At 60.1% G+C, this 16,611-nt stretch carries 14 protein-coding genes; 7 read left to right on the top strand and 7 right to left on the bottom strand.

Annotated features, from left to right (window positions below):
* Positions 1–109: 109 nt before the first annotated feature.
* The 4 genes from LJ738_RS02405 (at position 110) to hpf (ending at position 2,952) form a co-directional block, all read left to right on the top strand.
* The gene (locus LJ738_RS02405) at positions 110–1,255 is read left to right on the top strand and encodes an acyl-CoA dehydrogenase family protein (RefSeq protein ID WP_227784728.1); all 1,146 of its coding nucleotides are present in this window, start codon (positions 110–112) and stop codon (positions 1,253–1,255) included.
* Positions 1,256–1,375: 120 nt separating this feature from the next.
* A complete protein-coding gene (gene rpsU / locus LJ738_RS02400) occupies positions 1,376–1,570 on the top strand; it encodes a 30S ribosomal protein S21 (RefSeq protein ID WP_035564799.1) in 195 nt (64 codons plus the stop codon).
* 165 nt (positions 1,571–1,735) lie between these two features.
* Positions 1,736–2,614, top strand: coding sequence for a tyrosine-type recombinase/integrase (locus LJ738_RS02395; protein WP_227784727.1), 879 nt, complete (start codon positions 1,736–1,738; stop codon positions 2,612–2,614).
* Between the two features lie 38 nt (positions 2,615–2,652).
* Positions 2,653–2,952, top strand: coding sequence for a ribosome hibernation-promoting factor, HPF/YfiA family (gene hpf, locus LJ738_RS02390; protein ID WP_227784726.1), 300 nt, complete (start codon positions 2,653–2,655; stop codon positions 2,950–2,952).
* 86 nt (positions 2,953–3,038) lie between these two features.
* Here hpf and metK read toward each other — a convergent pair whose 3' ends face one another.
* The 3 genes from metK to LJ738_RS02375 all read right to left on the bottom strand — a co-directional run bounded on the left by metK (position 3,039) and on the right by LJ738_RS02375 (position 6,353).
* Positions 3,039–4,301, bottom strand: a complete 1,263-nt coding sequence (metK, locus tag LJ738_RS02385; RefSeq protein WP_227784725.1) for a methionine adenosyltransferase — start codon at positions 4,299–4,301, stop codon at positions 3,039–3,041.
* 199 nt (positions 4,302–4,500) lie between these two features.
* Positions 4,501–5,712 (bottom strand): class I SAM-dependent methyltransferase, encoded by a 1,212-nt coding sequence (locus tag LJ738_RS02380; RefSeq protein WP_227784724.1) that lies wholly within the window; start codon positions 5,710–5,712, stop codon positions 4,501–4,503.
* A gap of 29 nt (positions 5,713–5,741) precedes the next feature.
* The gene (locus LJ738_RS02375; protein ID WP_227784723.1) at positions 5,742–6,353 is read right to left on the bottom strand and encodes a hypothetical protein; all 612 of its coding nucleotides are present in this window, start codon (positions 6,351–6,353) and stop codon (positions 5,742–5,744) included.
* 155 nt (positions 6,354–6,508) lie between these two features.
* On the opposite strand from LJ738_RS02375, the gene LJ738_RS02370 reads away from it, so the two are divergent.
* The gene (locus LJ738_RS02370; RefSeq protein WP_227784722.1) at positions 6,509–7,264 is read left to right on the top strand and encodes a DUF4397 domain-containing protein; all 756 of its coding nucleotides are present in this window, start codon (positions 6,509–6,511) and stop codon (positions 7,262–7,264) included.
* Positions 7,265–7,404: 140 nt separating this feature from the next.
* On the top strand, positions 7,405–8,721 hold the full coding sequence (ahcY, locus tag LJ738_RS02365) for an adenosylhomocysteinase (RefSeq protein WP_262907551.1): 1,317 nt from the start codon (positions 7,405–7,407) through the stop codon (positions 8,719–8,721).
* 88 nt (positions 8,722–8,809) lie between these two features.
* Here the strand turns inward: ahcY and LJ738_RS02360 are convergent, their stop codons facing one another.
* Positions 8,810–9,328 (bottom strand): hypothetical protein, encoded by a 519-nt coding sequence (locus LJ738_RS02360; protein ID WP_227784721.1) that lies wholly within the window; start codon positions 9,326–9,328, stop codon positions 8,810–8,812.
* A gap of 63 nt (positions 9,329–9,391) precedes the next feature.
* On the bottom strand, positions 9,392–10,453 hold the full coding sequence (locus tag LJ738_RS02355; protein WP_227784720.1) for an LLM class flavin-dependent oxidoreductase: 1,062 nt from the start codon (positions 10,451–10,453) through the stop codon (positions 9,392–9,394).
* A gap of 254 nt (positions 10,454–10,707) precedes the next feature.
* On the opposite strand from LJ738_RS02355, the gene LJ738_RS02350 reads away from it, so the two are divergent.
* On the top strand, positions 10,708–13,164 hold the full coding sequence (locus tag LJ738_RS02350) for a S9 family peptidase (RefSeq protein ID WP_227784719.1): 2,457 nt from the start codon (positions 10,708–10,710) through the stop codon (positions 13,162–13,164).
* 37 nt (positions 13,165–13,201) lie between these two features.
* Here the strand turns inward: LJ738_RS02350 and LJ738_RS02345 are convergent, their stop codons facing one another.
* Entirely contained in the window at positions 13,202–15,433 is a 2,232-nt protein-coding gene (locus LJ738_RS02345; protein WP_227784718.1) for a prolyl oligopeptidase family serine peptidase, read from the bottom strand.
* Positions 15,434–15,507: 74 nt separating this feature from the next.
* Positions 15,508–16,596 carry a hypothetical protein gene (locus LJ738_RS02340; protein ID WP_227784717.1) on the bottom strand — a complete coding sequence of 363 codons (1,089 nt, stop codon included), beginning with the start codon at positions 16,594–16,596 and terminating at the stop codon, positions 15,508–15,510.
* Positions 16,597–16,611: the final 15 nt, after the last annotated feature.

The following is a 16,611-nucleotide window of genomic DNA, read 5'->3' as shown; positions in this document are numbered from 1 at the left end:
ATTTCTGAGCCACTTAAATCGTACTTTCGCGTACCCAAACCCACTACTTACTGGTTGTGGGAGGAGTTGACCTAACATTCTTTTAAATCCCACCTCTAGTTCCCCTTCCATGGAAGCCGTAGCCACCGAGAACCAAACCATGATTGCGCAAATGGTGCGCGATTTTGGCGCCCAGCACATCAAACCCAACATGATGAAGTGGGATGAAAGCCAAGAGTTTCCTATTGAGGTATTTCATAAACTAGGCGAGCTGGGCCTGATGGGCGTGCTGGTGCCGCAGCAGTACGGCGGTTCCGGCTTCGGTTACATGGAATACGTTACGGCCATTGCCGAGTTGGCGAAGATTGACGGAAGCATTGGCTTGAGCATGGCGGCGCACAATTCGCTGTGCACCGGCCACATCCTGCAGCACGCCTCCGAGGAGCAAAAGCAGAAATACCTGCCCAAGCTGGCTTCCGGCGAGTGGATTGGCGCCTGGGGCCTTACCGAGCCCAACACCGGTTCCGACGCCGGCAACATGCGCACCACCGCCGTGCTCGACGAGAGCGGCGACTATTACATTATCAACGGTGCCAAAAACTTCATTACCCACGGCAAATCCGGCAACGTAGCCGTGGTGATTACCCGCACCGGCGAGGTGGGCGACTCGCACGGCATGACGGCGTTTATCATCGAGCGCGGCACGCCGGGTTTCGAAGCCGGCCGCAAGGAGGATAAATTGGGCATGCGCGCTTCCGAAACCACGGAGTTGATTTTCACTGATTGTAAAGTGCCCAAGGAGAATGTGATTGGCAAGGTTGGCGACGGCTTCGTGCAGTCGCTCAAGGTGCTCGATGGTGGCCGCATCAGCATTGCAGCTCTTAGCCTGGGCATTGCGCAAGGGGCCTTCGAGGCCGCAACTCAGTACAGCAAGGAGCGCCACCAGTTCAACCAGCCCATCAGCAGCTTCCAGGGCATTGCCTTTAAGCTGGCCGATATGGCCACCGAAATCGAAGCGGCTAGCCTGCTCACCTACCGCGCCGCCGATATGAAGGACCGCGGCCTGAACGTGAACCTGGAATCGGCCATGGCCAAGCTCTATGCCTCGGAGGTAAGTGTGCGCGTGGCCAACGAAGGCGTCCAGATTTTCGGCGGCTACGGCTATACCAAGGACTATCCGGCCGAGAAATACTACCGCGATGCCAAGCTGTGCACCATAGGCGAAGGCACCAGCGAAATCCAGAAACTGGTCATTGCCCGGGCGCTGCTGAAGTAGTAATTGTCATAGCTTCAACCGAGTTGCGCTGATAATTCCTTGTTTAGCCTAACAATTGTTGTTATCTTTGCGGCCCGATTTACTCGGCTCCCCTCCTGAAAATCTCCCTCATTCCCTGATATGATTATCATTCAAATCAAAGACAACGAATCGGTTGACCGCGCCCTGAAGCGCTTCAAAAAGAAGTTTGAGCGCACTGGCGTGCTGAAAGAGCTACGTCGTCGCACCTTCTTCCAGAAGCCCAGCATCACGGAGCGCAAGATGAAGCAGAAGGCTGTTTACAAGCTCGCCACCTACGGCCAGCCCAACGAATAGTCCGGAGTTTCGGGACGCGTTAGCATTGCTAAAACCGGCCGGTTTGCCCCGTGTGGCAAGCCGGCCGGTTTTTTCGCGTCTGCATTGCCAGACATTTCTTGCTGGAGAATAAAAAAAATGTAATTTGGATGCCCGGCCCAACCGCCGGGCATTTTTGGTGTTGGTATGGATGCTTTTCTTGATTTCCTGCGTTTTGAGCGGCGCTATAGTTCCCACACGGTTACTTCGTACCAAACGGACTTGGGCCAGTTTGCCGCCTACCTCAAATCGGCTTATGACTTAGCTGAGCCTGCCCAAGCGACCCACCCGCTTATCCGCGGCTGGGTCGTGGAGCTAATGCAGCAAAACCTGGACCCCCGAACCGTGAATCGCAAGGTTGCGTGTTTGCGCTCCTACTATAAGTTTTTGTTGCGGGCCGGGCGCATCGAGGCCAATCCGATGCTGCGCATCAAAGCCCCGAAGATGGCTAAGAAGCTGCCCGAGTTCGTGCCCGAGGAGGCATTGAATGGCTTACTGAATTCGTTTGAGTTTGGCGACGACTTTGCTGGGCAGCGCGACCAACTGGTGCTGGAAATGCTGTATGGCACGGGTATTCGCCTATCGGAACTCATCGGCATTCATGCCGACGACGTGAGCCTGGGCGCCAGTACCGTGCGTGTGACCGGCAAGGGCAACAAGCAGCGCCTAGTGCCGTTGAATCCGTCGCTGAAGCTGGTTATTGAGCACTATCAGGCTAGCCGGGTGCATAAGTTCGGCCCGGTAGCGGGCCCGTTGCTGCTCACGGACAAGGGCGAGCCGATGTACGAAAAGTTCGTGTATCGGACGGTGAAGCAGTACTTGAGCCAGATTACCACGTCGGCGGCCCAGCAGCACCCGCACGCGCTGCGGCATGCCTTTGCAACCCATTTATTGGGCAAGGGGGCCGACCTTAATTCGATTAAAGAGCTACTGGGCCACGCCAGCCTGGCCGCCACTCAAGTGTACACGCACCTGTCCGTCGATAGGCTAAAATCCGTATTTGAACAAGCCCATCCACGGGCTTAAGCTTCTTTTACCCTTTTACCTTCTTAATCAACTGCTTTATGAAAGTACAGATGCATTCGGTGCACTTCGACGCCGACAAAAAACTGCTTGATTTCGTGCAGCAACGTCTCAATAAGCTTGAGACTTTTTACGATAAAGTAACCGGCGGCGAAGTTATTCTGCGCCTTAATAATAAGGATGGAATCGATAATAAAACTGTTGAAATAAAGCTGCTTGTACCCGGTACTACGCTGTTCAGTCAAGAAGATGCCGCGTCGTTTGAAGCTGCCGCGGATGCAGCTGCTGAAAACCTGCGCCGCCAAATCACGCGGCACAAGGAGAAAACGCTGGCCCACTAAGCATAACTGCACTTAGTTTTTAAACAAGAAACCCCGCCAGAAGCGTCTGGCGGGGTTTCTTGTTTAAAAACTAGGCACTTCAATTATTACAAGCCAAACTCAGCTTTAATCTTGGGCACGTAGTCGAGCTTTTCCCAAGTGAAGGTTTCAAAGGTTTTGACGCTGCCGTCCTTCATGGTGGCTTGCACGGTGCCGGGCTGGCGGCCCATGTGGCCATATGCAGCTGTTTGAGCGAAAATGGGATTTTGGAGGCCGAAGCGCTGCACGATGGCGTAGGGGCGCAGGTCGAACAGCTTGTTCACCTTTTCGGCAATCTCCCCATCGGTGAGGGTAACGCCCGCTGCGTTTTTAGCTTTGGTGGTACCGTAGGTGGTCACGAATACTCCCACGGGCTGCGCCACGCCGATAGCGTAGGCTACTTGCACCAGCACTTGCTCGGCCACGCCAGCAGCTACCAGGTTTTTGGCAATGTGCCGAGCGGCGTAGGCGGCCGAGCGGTCCACTTTTGAGGAGTCTTTCCCGGAGAACGCGCCGCCGCCATGGGCACCCTTGCCACCATAGGTATCCACGATGATTTTGCGGCCCGTCAGGCCGGAATCGCCGTGGGGCCCGCCGATGACAAACTTGCCGGTGGGGTTGATGTGATACGTAATCTGGTCGGTGAATAAGGCCTGTACTTCGGCACTGAGCCCAGCTTTCACGCGCGGAATGAGGATGGCCAGCACGTCGGCTTTAATCCGGTCCAGCATTACGCTTTCCGAGGGGTCAAACTCGTCGTGCTGGGTGCTGATAACGATGGTATCAATGGCCTCGGGACGGTGGTCGTCGGAGTAGCGAATGGTGACCTGGCTTTTGGCGTCGGGACGCAGGTAGGTCATGTCGCGGTTTTCGCGGCGGATGGCCGCTAGTTCCTGCAGCAAGCGGTGCGACAGGTCCAGCGCGAGCGGCATGTAGTTGGCCGTCTCGTGGCTGGCATAGCCGAACATCATGCCCTGGTCGCCGGCGCCCTGGTCTTCGTCCTTAGCCCGCTCCACACCCTGGTTAATGTCCGGCGACTGCTCGTGCAGCCGGTTCATCACTTCGCAGGTGTCTGCGTTGAAGAGGTATTCGGGCTTGTTGTAGCCAATGCGGCGGATGGTTTCGCGCACAATAGGCTCCGCGTCTACATGAGCAGTGGACTTGATTTCGCCCGCAACAAGGGCAAAGTCGGTGGTAACAAGTGTTTCGCAGGCTACTTTGGCGGTGGGGTCCTGGCGCAAATACTCGTCGAGGATGGCGTCAGAAATCTGGTCAGCAACTTTATCGGGATGGCCTTCCGAAACTGACTCGGAAGTGAACAGATAGGGCATTGAAAGCGCGAAAAGAGCGAAAAAGAACAAAGAAGTGTGGTTGCCGGGCAAGAGCCAATGGGCAGTCACAGAACAAAACTACGGAAATCCGGGCTATTAGCCCTTGTGAATGGCCGGTGTGAACATCATAATGCTCAGCAGCCAGATGCGTCCAGCTGTGCTAAAATCTGATAAAAACAGGAAAGCAAATAGCCTGCCTTTAGATATTTTCCTGCGACAGAACATGCACCTTTTCGCAAACGAGCACCACGGGCCGACCCCGTAGGTCCGTGGTAGCAAAGAGATATACCTCGCCACCTTCCCGGATTCCCGTTCGCCGACGGAAGTCGGCCACCGAGTCCGGGAAATTGCGAGTGGTAACGTGGGCGCGCGCCTCCGGGCCCAGGTGCGCCTTGAGAGCTGCTCCGTCGGCCTTTTCAACGGCCCGAACTCGGAATATTCGACCCGGGAAGTCGGCCCGTAACACATCAGATGTGTAGAGGTGGCTGTGCTGGTGCAGTTTCAACAGCTCGAAGGCCGTGCCAATACTGCGGAAGGCTCCTGCTTTGAGCACTGCTGCGTTGGGCTCGTAGAGGTACTGCTGGGCTTCGGCGTAGCGGGGGAGGGCGCGGGCCTCGCGGGCACGGTTGAGCCGGAATTCTTGCTGGGTACCGTCACGGCGTAGGTTTAGGGCGTAGCGCTCGGGGTCCACGGCGGGCTCCTGGCCCAATTCGTAAAGCACTTCCTTCACCTCATTGTCTACGGCTACGACCCAGAGGCGGCGCACGTGTGCCAGGCCCTGAACGGCATGCTCAATGTCAAGCATGGGCGAGGTCTTGAGCAGTACTTTGTCGGCTTTGTGCAGCAACAGAGGCAAAAGCTTGACGACGTCGGGCTCGCAATCGTGCAGCAGGAAGATCTTGCGGGCCGCCGTGTCGCGTCGCGCCGGGTCGAGGTAGAGCCAATCGAAATGCTCAGGTGTACTTTTGAGAAAGTCCAGCGCATCGGTCGAATGCACCGTCACATTGGCGATGCCCAGTTGGGCCATGTTATAGCGCACAATGGCGGCTAGCTTGGGGTCGCGCTCCACATAGTCCACTTGGGCCACGCGAGCCGCGAAATGGGCCGTGTCAGCTCCAAAGCCGCCGGTCAGGTCTGCTATTCGCTGGCCCTCAACCAAGCTGGCTTTGAAGGCGGCCGTGCGGGCCGAGGAAGCCTGCTCGACGGAGAGGGACGGCGGGAAAATCAGTTCGGGGTTATCGGCCCAGGCCGGCAGTTTGGCGCGGGCTTTTTGGCGGGCCTGAATCTGGCGCACCAGTTCGGGTACGGGCAGGCCGGGGTGGCGGCGGGCTTGGAGGGCCAAGTGGGCGGGGTCGTCGTGCAAGTGCGCGGCCACGTAGCGCCTGGCCGCTTCGGGCAAGGGGTAGTCCATGAAGAAACCTATACGGATAAACGAGACCTTTAGCGCAAGGCCCAGCGCAAAGCCAGCAGCGGCTGCCCCGTTGGCGAGGTGCCCAAGCCTACGGTGGTGGGTTGCAGGCGTTGCCAGCCTCCCACGTGGGCAACTCCGGCATTGTACGCCGTGACGGCGCGCAGCAGGTGCGTATTGGTGTTGCGGTTGATGAGGACAGTGGCCAGGACGCTGGTGGCAAACACGCCAATGGCCGCTTTTTGAGTGTCGTTGAAATAGACGGCGTCGCCGTGAGCAAAAATCTGCTGCCCGTACAGGCCAAACGCGCCAACCGCCACCAGCCGGTCAATCAGAAAAATGGTTTTTTGGCGGCGGTAGTCATCGAGGTGGGCCAGCGCCTCGGGGTTGCCCGCTAGGTAGGGTCGCAGCTTTTGGCCAAAAAAGCCGGCCGATTGGTAATTGTTGCCCGTCTCGCCGGGAGGCAGGAAGTCGAAATTGTGCTGCGGGCCGTTCAGGCCGCGTTCGGCATCCTGGGGGCTCAGGCGAATGGTGGCGGGGGCTTTTTGGGCCTGGGCTGAGCCCAACAGGCTAATAGCCAATGCTACCATAGCCACGCCGCGTAGCCGCCACGGCTGCGCGGCTAGTCGGTTTATTTCGTGCATAGAACAAAGATAATAGCGCAGTTAAGGTTGAGTTTTGGGCACAGAGCCTCTTATTTCTGCATCCCAACTCAACAAAGCTGGGTACTTGTACGTTCAGGCCGGGCCGGCCGGGCAATTCCGGACGGCCAGCTTCACTTAAATAGTTGATATTTCTTATGGAGACATCTTTGATTTTTCGCCGTGCCTTCCAAGCCATTCTGCCGGCCTCCCTGCTGCTGGCCTCGTGCAGCAAAAGCGACACGCCAGCTCCGGCCCCTGTCGACCAAGGAAAAGTAGCTTTTATAAACGCTGCTTCGCACATTGCCCCCACAACGCTGAAATTCCTGGTGGATAACACGGAGAAAGCGTCGCTCGCCTACGGGGCCAGCAGCAGCTACCAAGGCATTCAAACCGGGAGCCATTCGCTGCAAATAACGGCCGGTACGCAAGCGGCATTTACGATGACGCTGGCGCCCGAAAAAGATAAGACGTACACTTTTGTGGCTACGCCCGCCACTTCTCCTTCCACGGTTAATGGTCTGCTCTTTCCCGACGATTTGACGGCTCCAACCACCGGCAAAGCGCGCATTCGCCTCATCAACCTGGCGCAGGGTGTGGGCACCCCGCTTCGGCTCTCCCAAGTGACCAGCACCGTGACGGGCCCCGTGGTGGCCGATGTGGTGACCAACGTAGGCGTCAATTCGGCGTCGGCTTTTACCGAGTTTGCCCCCGGCGCCTACGCATTGTCCATCTTGGATAATTCGGCTACTGCCGGCGCCACGCCGATTGCGCAAGTAGGCGACGGCTCGGGCTCCGGTTCGGGTACCAAAACCTACGAAGCCGGTAAGATTTACACCGTGGTGGTGAGCGGAACCCAAGGCAGCCTCAACCAGGACCAGAAGGTTAAGGCCTTCCTGTCACAGAACAACTAAGCCGGCCTAGCCAGCTGCTCTAGCTCGTCTATTCCGAAAGGCCCGTACCGTTGTGGTGCGGGCCTTTTCGCGTTTGGCCCTGAACAAATATCGTATCTTTGCAGTTGAACCCCGAATACTACAAACTAACCCGCATTACGTTGGAAACCACGACGAAAACGTACGTTCCGTACAAAGTAAAGGACATGAGCCTGGCCGAGTGGGGCCGCAAGGAAATCCGCCTCGCCGAAGCCGAAATGCCCGGTTTGATGAGCCTGCGCGAGGAGTTTGGCGCTGCCCAGCCCTTCAAAGGGGCCCGCATTGCCGGCTGCCTGCACATGACCATCCAAACGGCGGTGCTCATCGAAACCCTCAAGGCGCTGGGCGCTGAGGTGACGTGGTCGTCGTGCAACATCTTCTCGACTCAGGACCACGCCGCGGCAGCCATTGCCGCCGCTGGCATCCCGGTATATGCTTGGAAAGGCATGAACGAAGAAGAGTTCAACTGGTGCATCGAGCAGACGCTGTACTTCGGCGAAGACCGCCAGCCTTTGAACATGATTCTGGACGATGGCGGCGACCTGACCAACATGGTGCTGAACCAGTACCCCGAGCTGGCCGCCGGCATCAAAGGCGTTTCGGAAGAGACGACCACCGGTGTTCTGCGCCTTTATGAGCGGGTGAAAAACGGCTCGCTTCCCTTCCCCGCCATCAACGTAAACGACTCGGTAACGAAGTCGAAATTTGATAACAAATACGGCTGCAAAGAGTCGGCCGTGGACGCTATCCGTCGCGCAACCGACGTGATGATGGCCGGCAAAGTGGCCGTTGTGGCCGGCTACGGCGACGTAGGAAAAGGCACGGCTGCCTCGTTGGCCGGTGCCGGTGCCCGCGTTATCGTGACCGAAATTGACCCCATCTGCGCCCTTCAAGCGGCCATGGACGGCTACGCCGTGAAGAAATTGACCAACGCCGTGAAGGAAGCCGACATCGTGGTGACGGCTACCGGCAACTGCGACATCCTCACCGAGCAGCACTTCCGCAGCCTGAAGGACAAAGCCATTGTCTGCAACATCGGCCACTTCGACGATGAGATTGACATGGCGTGGCTGAACGGCAACTACGGCCACACCAAGGACACGGTGAAGCCCCAGGTGGACATCTACACCATCGATGGCAAAGAGGTCATCATTCTGGCCGAAGGCCGTCTCGTGAACCTGGGCTGCGCCACCGGCCACCCCTCGTTCGTAATGTCGAACTCGTTCACCAACCAGACTCTGGCTCAACTTGAGCTATGGGAGCGTGGCGACCAGTACGAAAACCAGGTGTACACTCTGCCTAAGCACTTGGACGAGAAAGTGGCCCGCCTGCACCTCGCCAAAATCGGCGTGGAGCTGGACGAGCTGACTCCCAAGCAAGCCGACTACATCAAGGTACCGGTAGAAGGTCCGTTCAAATCGGATTTGTACCGCTACTAAGCGAGCTTCGCTTGATAAAAGCATTAAGCATAAAAACCGCCGGGCTCGCGTCCGGCGGTTTTTTTGTTAAGTCAAGCTTCAGTTCCGCTTACTTGCTAGGCGGCATCAGGCCCTGAAATAACTCACCGGCTTGCGTAAATACGCGCACGCCCAGCAAACTATAGTGGTGGTCGACCGCGACACTGTAATAAAGCTGATTGCCACGCTTTTCTGCCCACCCAAAGGCGGGCTGCCAACTGTGGCCTACCATAAAACCAGATACCGTGGCATAAAGCCCACGGGGCTTTGTGATGGTGCCTTTATCCGTGTAGTACTCGGCTAACAGGTCCAGCTTGTTAGTTCCGCCTAAGGTTATGCGCTGAACGGAAGAAGCGTTTGCCAGCGGGGCATCTTTGGGCACACCGGTCAACAAGTTAGCGGTGGGGGAGGGTGAAGCGGCTATACCCGAGCCGGATTTGCTGCAGCCAATTAGCAGCAGCGCGAAGCCAAAGAACATAGCGGCTGCCAGCCCAATGTGCCGTTTGACCAATAAGGCGGCCCGCCAAAAGATGTACACAAAGGCCAGCAGTAACGCGACGTTCAGGATGGACCACAGAAGATTTACCATGTTGGGAAAGCGAAAAGCTTCAATGAGAGGGTAGAAGAAGCTTCTGTAAACATAGTGCTTTTTCTATTGTTTCAGCCTTGGGGCTGGGCTCTGGCTGGCCAGGGCTTCGCGCACTGCCGGGGCTACCTGCGTGCCAAACAGGTTGATGGAATGCATCACGCTTTGGTGCGATATGCCCTCCAGCACCAGTTGAGCCAAAAAGCGGGTGTGGTTGAACAGCCCGTGCAGGTACAGCAGCTTCTCCGTGATTTCCTGGGCCGTGCCAACGAACAGGGGGCCCTCGGGGCCGCGCAGGAAATCGAAGTGGCGGCGGTTCATGGGCGACCAGCCCCGCTCGCGGCCGATGCGGTTCATAAGCTGCGAGTAGGGCGGAAAAAACTCGTCGGCGGCTTGCTCGGAAGTATCTGCCAGGTGGAAGTGGCAGTTGAGGGCCAGCGGGAGTTGGGCCGCGTCGTGGCCGGCGTGTTGGGCTGATTCGCGGTAGAGCTCCGCAAACGGCACGTAGCGGGCCGGGGCGCCGCCGAGGATGGCAATGGTCAGGGGCAAGCCCAATTTGCCGGCCCGCACCGCCGAAGCGGGCGTGCCGCCGATGCCAATCCAGACGGGCAGCTTGGGCTGCGCGGGGCGCGGGTACACGCCCTGCGCCGCGATGCTGGGGCGGTGCTTGCCCTGCCACGAAACCACTTCGCTGCCGTTGATTTTGAGCAGCAGGTTGAGCTTCTCGACGAATAGCTCGTCGTAATCGTTGAGGTCGTAGCCAAACAGCGGGTAGGACTCAATAAACGAGCCGCGGCCTGCGATAATCTCGGCCCGGCCGCCGGAAATCAAATCTACCGTGGCAAAATTCTGAAACACCCGTACCGGGTCGGCGGAGCTGAGCACGGTGACGGCGCTGGACAGGCGGATGCGCCGGGTAACGGCCGCCACCGCCGCCAGAATGACTTCGGGCGCGGAGATGATAAAATCGGGCCGGTGGTGCTCGCCCAGGGCCAGCACGTCCAGCCCAACTTCGTCGGCCAGCCGGGCCAGAGCCAGCAGCTCCTGCATGCGCTTGCCGGCGGTGTAGTCGCCGCCCGCCACGTGGGCCGGGCTTACCTCCCCAAATGAGCTAATTCCTAGTTGCATGGGCTTGGTTAATCAGGTTGAGCATATTGAATAGCGCGAGCGCGGGCAAATGGTTGCCAAAAGGCGAGCCAACGGACTGATTGTAGGGTGAGCGTCACTCTGCTATTGACGCAATAGCAGAGCTCACACATCGGCCCAATGGCCAATCGGTTAGCATCCGAGGTGCCGGGCGCTTGGGTAACCACGCTTCCGCTGCAATTCTTGAGCTTACAGGAGTAGATTTGTTGATGCGCAATTTTTACCTTCTTGGGCTAATGCTGGTGACAGCAGAACCCGCACTGGCTCAGGTTCCTGTCGTGGCTGCTGGCAGCCTGGCTCCGCTAACCGTTGAGAAAATCATGCGGGAGCCGGCGCAGTGGCTGGGCACCTCACCGTCCAACATCTATTGGGCCGAGGATGGCCGCCATATCTACTTCAACTGGAACCCCACCAAAGACCGGCGCGACTCGCTGTACCAGGTGGCGTCCACGGGCACGGCCACCCCGCGCAAAGTGAGCGCGCGGGAGCAGCGGGAACTGCCGGCCAGCAGCGGCGTGTACGATGCCGCTTTTTCGCGCAAGGTGTACGAGCGTGACGGTGACATCTTCCTGCTCGACCTCAAAACGCAGAAAATTCGGCGCGTGACCAATACCGCCGAACGCGAAACCCGGCCCGCGTTTGCCTTGCTGGGCAAGCTGGTGAGCTACGTGCGGGCGCAGAACCTGTACACCTGGGACCCCGTCACCGGCGAAACTACGCAGCGCACCGATTTCCGCAAGGGCAGTAAGCCCGCTAGTACCTCGCCCACCGACAAGGCCGAGCGCTACTTGCGGGCGCAGCAGCTTGCGCTGTTCGAGGTGGTGCGGCTGCGCGACCAAGACCGGCAGGCCCAGGAGCGCCAGCAGAGAGTCCTAAGCAAGCTGCGTCCCAAAGCCATCTACCTGGGCCAGCAATCCGTGGAAAACCTGCAGTTCAGCCCCGATGGCCGCTACGTGACCTACACGCTGATGCAGGAGCCCGCCGCGGCCAAAGTGGCGCTGGTACCCAGCTTCGTGACGGCTTCAGGCTTCACGGAAGACATTTCGAGCCGGCCCAAAGTGGGTTCACCACAAACGGCGTACGAGCTTGGTATCTATGACATTGCCCGTGACACCACTTTCGTGCTGGGCTATAGCGAGCTGAAAGGACTGGACGAGCAGCCCGCCTACCGTAAAGAGTACCAGCTGCCGGCCAAAGCCCCTGTGCCGGCCGATTCTACGGAGGCAAAGGCGGCCAGTAAGGCGAAAAAAACGGTGGCTGAACTGCGCCGCGTGCAGCCTTTCGGCCCGTACTGGTCGGCTGATGGGCAGCGGGCTTTTCTGGTGATGCGCACCGCCGACAACAAGGACCGGTGGATTGTGGGCCTTGACCCGGCCACGCAGAAAATCAAGATGCTCGACCGGCAGCACGACGACGCCTGGATTAGCGGCCCCGGCATCGGGAACGGGCCGGGCAGCGTGGGCTGGCTACCCGACAGCCGCCGGGTGTGGTTCCAGAGCGAGGAAACCGGCTACAGCCACCTATACACGGTAGACGCCGCATCCGGTGAGAAGAAGGCGCTGACCAGCGGCAAGTTCGAAATCCAAAGTGCTCAGTTGGGCCGCGACCATAAGACCTGGTACCTTATCGCCAACGCCACCCACCCCGGCGAGCGGCATTTTTACCAAATGCCGCTGAACGGCGGCACGCTTCAGCAAATGACCAGCCGCCCCGGGGCGCACGAAGTGGAGGTGTCGCCCGACGGCCGCACCCTGGCCGTGCGCTACAGCTATACCAACAAGCCCTGGGAACTGTACGTGATGGACAACAAGCCCAAGGCGAAAATGCGGCAGCTCACCCACAGTACCACGCCGGAGTTTGAAAGCTACTCCTGGCGCGACCCCGAAATCATCACCTTCAAGGCCCGCGATGGGGCCGACGTGTACGCCCGGCTCTACCGTCCGGCTACCCCCGTGGCGCAGGGCCCGGCCGTGATATTCGTGCACGGCTCGGGCTATGTGCAGAACGCTCACAAGTGGTGGAGCAGCTACTTCCACGAGTACCTGTTCAACAACCTGCTGGTGGAGAAGGGCTACACGGTGCTCGATATCGATTACCGCGGCTCGGCGGGCTACGGGCGCGACGTGCGCACGGGCATCTACCGCTACATGGGTGGCAAAGACCTCACCGACCAGGTGGACGGAGCCAAGCTTTTGACGGAGAAATACGGCATCAGCCCGCAGCGCCTGGGGATTTACGGTGGCTCATACGGCGGTTTTATCACCCTGATGGCCATGTTCACGCAGCCTGACGTGTTCCGGGCCGGCGGCGCTTTGCGTTCCGTCACGGATTGGGCGCACTACAACCACGGCTACACCGACAACATCCTCAACGAGCCCTACAACGACTCCATTGCCTACGCCCGCTCCTCGCCCATCAACTACGCCAGCGGCTTGAAAGGCGCCTTGCTCATGTGCCACGGCATGGTCGACACCAATGTGCAGTTCCAGGACATCGTGCGCCTGTCGCAGCGGCTTATTGAACTGAAAAAGGAAAACTGGGAGCTGGCCGTGTACCCCGTCGAAGACCACGGCTTCATCGAGCCTTCCTCGTGGACCGACGAGTACAAGCGCATTCTCAAGCTGTTCGAAACCAACTTGAAGCCGGTCGGGGAGCGAACTGGCAACGGCCAACCAACCTCAACCGGACAGTAATCCAATTAAGGCAGCAGCATGGGCGTGACGCTGGCGGCTACTGCAGCGTGGGCGTCACGCCCATGTTGGCGTAGCAGAAGCTCCACACGTCGGCCCACTCGTCAATCTGCAGCTTGGTGCTTTTGCCGGCGCCGTGACCGGCGTTCACGTCCACGCGAATGAGGGTGGGGTTGGGGCCATCGTTGGCGGCTTGCAGGGCCGCGGCAAACTTAAAGGAGTGCGCGGGCACCACCCGGTCGTCGTGGTCGGCGGTGGTGATGAGCGTGGCGGGGTAGCTGGTGCCGGGCTGCAGGTTGTGCAGGGGCGAGAAGGCCAGCAGGTTCTGGAATTGAGCTGGATTGTCGGAGGTGCCGTACTCCGGGGCCCAGTTCCAGCCAATGGTGAACTTCTGGTAGCGCAGCATGTCCATTACGCCCACGGCGGGCAGGGCCACCCGGCACAGGTCGGGGCGCTGGTTCATGGTGGCACCCACCAGCAGGCCGCCGTTGGAGCCGCCGGCAATGGCCAGGTGGTCGTAGTCGGTGTACTTGTTGTCTTTCAGGTACTCGGCGGCGGCAATGAAGTCGTCGAATACGTTTTGCTTGTGCGGGGTCATGCCGGCCTGGTGCCAGGCCTCGCCGTACTCGCCGCCACCGCGCAGGTTCGGGATGGCCAGCACCCCGCCATTTTCCAGCCACAGCAGCCGGGCAACCGAGAAGCCCGGCGTGAGCGACACGTTGAAGCCGCCGTAGGCGTAGAGGTAGGTGGGGTTCTTGCCATTCAGCACCACGCCTTTGCGGTGCACGATGAACATGGGGATTTTCGTGCCGTCTTTGCTGGGGTAAAACACCTGCGTGGTGACGTAGTCCTGCGGGTTTACGTCCACTTTCGGGGCCCGAAATACGGTACTGGTGTTGGTGGCCAGGTCGTACTTGTAAATCGTGGTGGGGTAGGTAAACGACGTGAAGGCATAGTACACCACCTTATCGGTGCGCCGGCCCCCAAAGCCGCTGGCCGTGCCAATGGCCGGTAGCTGCACCTCGTGCTGAAACTGGCCCAACTCCGAATACACCTTCACCTGCGAGCTGGCATCGTGCAGGTAATCGGCAATGAGGTGGCCGCCCACCTGGCTCACGCTCTCCAGCTTGTTCGGGCCTTCGGGCAGCACGTCGTGCCAGTTGGCTTCCTGCGGCTTCTTGGGATCGATGCGCACCACGCGGTAGCGCGGGGCCTTGTAGTTGGTGTGCACCAGCACCTCGCCGCCCACATTGCCTACAACGGTGTTGTTAAACTCATAAGACGCAATCAGCGTGGTCCAGGTAGCGGCCTGCTTGGGGTCGGTGAGGTCGCGCACCTGCAGGCGGTTGCCATCCGACTTGCCATCGGTGAGGTAGAGGCTCAGAAACCGCTCGTCTTCGGTGGCGCTGGCGATGCGGAAGCCCAGGGGCATTTTCGGGTTTTCGTACACCAGCCGGTCGGCGCTCTGCGGCGTGTTGAGCTGGTGGAAGTACACCTTGTGGTACTCGTTCATGCCGGCCAGGTCGTTTTCGCCGGCTTTGGGCGCATCGTAGCGGCTGTAGTAGAAGCCCTTCTTGGTCCAGGAGGTGCTCGATACTTTTACCCAGCTCAATTCCTCAGGCAGCAGCTGGTTGGTGGTCAGGTCCAGGATGCGCACCTTGTTCCAGTCGGAGCCGCCGCTGCTGGTGGCGTAGGCCAGGTAGCGGTGGTCGTTGCTGAACTCGGTGCTGGCCAGCGCCGTGGTGCCATCGGCCGAGAACTTATTGGGGTCGAGCAGCACCTGGGGCTCGCCAGGGCCGCGCTGGCGGTAGAGCACGGCCTGGTTCTGCAGGCCGTCGTTTTTGCTGAACACCAGGTCTTCGCCCACCTGCTCGGGCACGCCGTAGCGCTCGTAGTTCCAGATTTTGGTGAGCCGCTCCCGGATTTTGTCCCGGAACGGAATCTGGCTCAGGTAGGCAAACGTGACCCCGTTCTGGGCCGTGACCCAGGCCTTGGTTTCGGGCGAGTCGAGGTCTTCGAGCCAGCGGTAGGGGTCGGGGACGGTGGTACCGAAGTAGGTGTCGGCCACGTCGGCTTTGCGGGTTTCGGGGTATTTCACGGGGGGCGGAGCGATGAGGGCGAGGCCGTCGAGGCGGCTGGGCTCGCCTTTTTCGGGGCTGGTCATTTCGGTAAGGGCCCGTTTGCTGGGGAGCGTGTTGCGGTCGAGCCCCGTGGTGGCCCGGCAGGCTGCCAAAGCTGCCAACGCGGCAAACAGGGGAATGGCAGCTTTCATAAGAAACAAGAATAAATGATGCCCGGGGCCGCCTAGCAGCGGCCCCGGGACCTTGTCGGTTAGACCAACGTAAGTTAATCTAATTGAACGTCATCGGCAACGGGCCCGGTGGGGCCGGCCGTGGCCGGCGCCGGGGCAGTGGGCGCCCGGTCATCGGCCCCCACGGGCTGCGCTACGGCGGCTGCGATGAGCTCCGGTAGGTTGGCCCGCAGCCAGCGCAGCTCTTCGTCTACGCGCTGGCTCACCAAGCGTTCTACTTCCAGGCGCTGAGCCGGCGAAAGATTGGCGGTGGCGGCAGGTGCGGCAGTAGGCGCGTTGGGGTCGGGCGCGGCGGCCAGCACCAGCGCTTCGGCTCGCCTCACGCGGGCTACGGAGTCGGCCACGGCGGCGCTGGTTTCGGCGGCCGCGGCCTGGGCGGCGGTGGCGGCCTGCTTGGCCGTGAGGGTTTCGCGGCGCTGCTGGCGGCGCCACTGGCCCAGCGTGACGCGCAGCATGATGTAGAGCACCAAACTCAGAATGCCCAGAATGAGCGCCAGGGGCGCGGCAAAGCGGTTGAGCAGGCTGCCCGGCCCCGTGGCGGGCAGCGCGGCCGAGGTGGTGCCCGCCCCGGCGGCGCGCTCGGCGGCTACCTGGGCTTCGGCGGCTTCGGCCGCGCCCATGGAGGCGCCGGCGCGGGCCGTGGTATCGGGGGCCTGGGGCATCATGGCCTCGGGCACGTCGCCGGGCGGGGTGCCGCTCACCACGTAGTTGGTCAGGGCAGTTTCGAGGGCGGCCACGCGGGCCATGCGGGCAGGGTCGCGACGGCGGGCCGGTGAGCCTTTCAGCTTGCCGATAATGGCTTTGGTCAGGGCCGCGAGCCGGGCCGGGTTGTCTTTTTTGCCTTGGTAAATGCTGCCCCGGCCCTCAATGGGCTGGTAGAGCAGGCTGTACACGCGCAGGCTGTCGGGCCGAATGCTGGCGGCCAGCGCGTCGAGGTTGGCGCCTTCGCAGCGTACCGTGCTTTTGAGGTTGGGCCGGCCGGCGTCGTCGTACACGAAGCGCACCGTGGCGCACCAGATTTGGACCTTCGCCTCGTCGATGGAAGGCTGGCCCAGGGGCGTTTGGGCCGAGGCCAACAGGGGCAGCGCGGCGGCGCAGGCAAATAGCAAACGGCGGAACATCATACGCAACGAAAGAAG

The sequence above is a fragment of the Hymenobacter plasmatis genome, assembly GCF_020711255.1.
Taxonomy (GTDB): domain Bacteria; phylum Bacteroidota; class Bacteroidia; order Cytophagales; family Hymenobacteraceae; genus Hymenobacter.
The sequence above is the reverse complement of the archived record's forward strand: the minus strand, read 5'-3'. Positions and strand labels throughout refer to the sequence as shown.

Coding starts and splice junctions, on each gene's coding strand:
- LJ738_RS02405 (WP_227784728.1), top strand. CDS start 110: ATGGAAGCCGTAGCCACCGAGAACCAAACCATGATTGCGCAAATGGTG.
- rpsU (WP_035564799.1), top strand. CDS start 1,376: ATGATTATCATTCAAATCAAAGACAACGAATCGGTTGACCGCGCCCTG.
- LJ738_RS02395 (WP_227784727.1), top strand. CDS start 1,736: ATGGATGCTTTTCTTGATTTCCTGCGTTTTGAGCGGCGCTATAGTTCC.
- hpf (WP_227784726.1), top strand. CDS start 2,653: ATGAAAGTACAGATGCATTCGGTGCACTTCGACGCCGACAAAAAACTG.
- metK (WP_227784725.1), bottom strand. CDS start 4,301: ATGCCCTATCTGTTCACTTCCGAGTCAGTTTCGGAAGGCCATCCCGAT.
- LJ738_RS02380 (WP_227784724.1), bottom strand. CDS start 5,712: ATGGACTACCCCTTGCCCGAAGCGGCCAGGCGCTACGTGGCCGCGCAC.
- LJ738_RS02375 (WP_227784723.1), bottom strand. CDS start 6,353: ATGCACGAAATAAACCGACTAGCCGCGCAGCCGTGGCGGCTACGCGGC.
- LJ738_RS02370 (WP_227784722.1), top strand. CDS start 6,509: ATGGAGACATCTTTGATTTTTCGCCGTGCCTTCCAAGCCATTCTGCCG.
- LJ738_RS02360 (WP_227784721.1), bottom strand. CDS start 9,328: ATGGTAAATCTTCTGTGGTCCATCCTGAACGTCGCGTTACTGCTGGCC.
- LJ738_RS02355 (WP_227784720.1), bottom strand. CDS start 10,453: ATGCAACTAGGAATTAGCTCATTTGGGGAGGTAAGCCCGGCCCACGTG.
- LJ738_RS02350 (WP_227784719.1), top strand. CDS start 10,708: ATGCTGGTGACAGCAGAACCCGCACTGGCTCAGGTTCCTGTCGTGGCT.
- LJ738_RS02345 (WP_227784718.1), bottom strand. CDS start 15,433: ATGAAAGCTGCCATTCCCCTGTTTGCCGCGTTGGCAGCTTTGGCAGCC.
- LJ738_RS02340 (WP_227784717.1), bottom strand. CDS start 16,596: ATGATGTTCCGCCGTTTGCTATTTGCCTGCGCCGCCGCGCTGCCCCTG.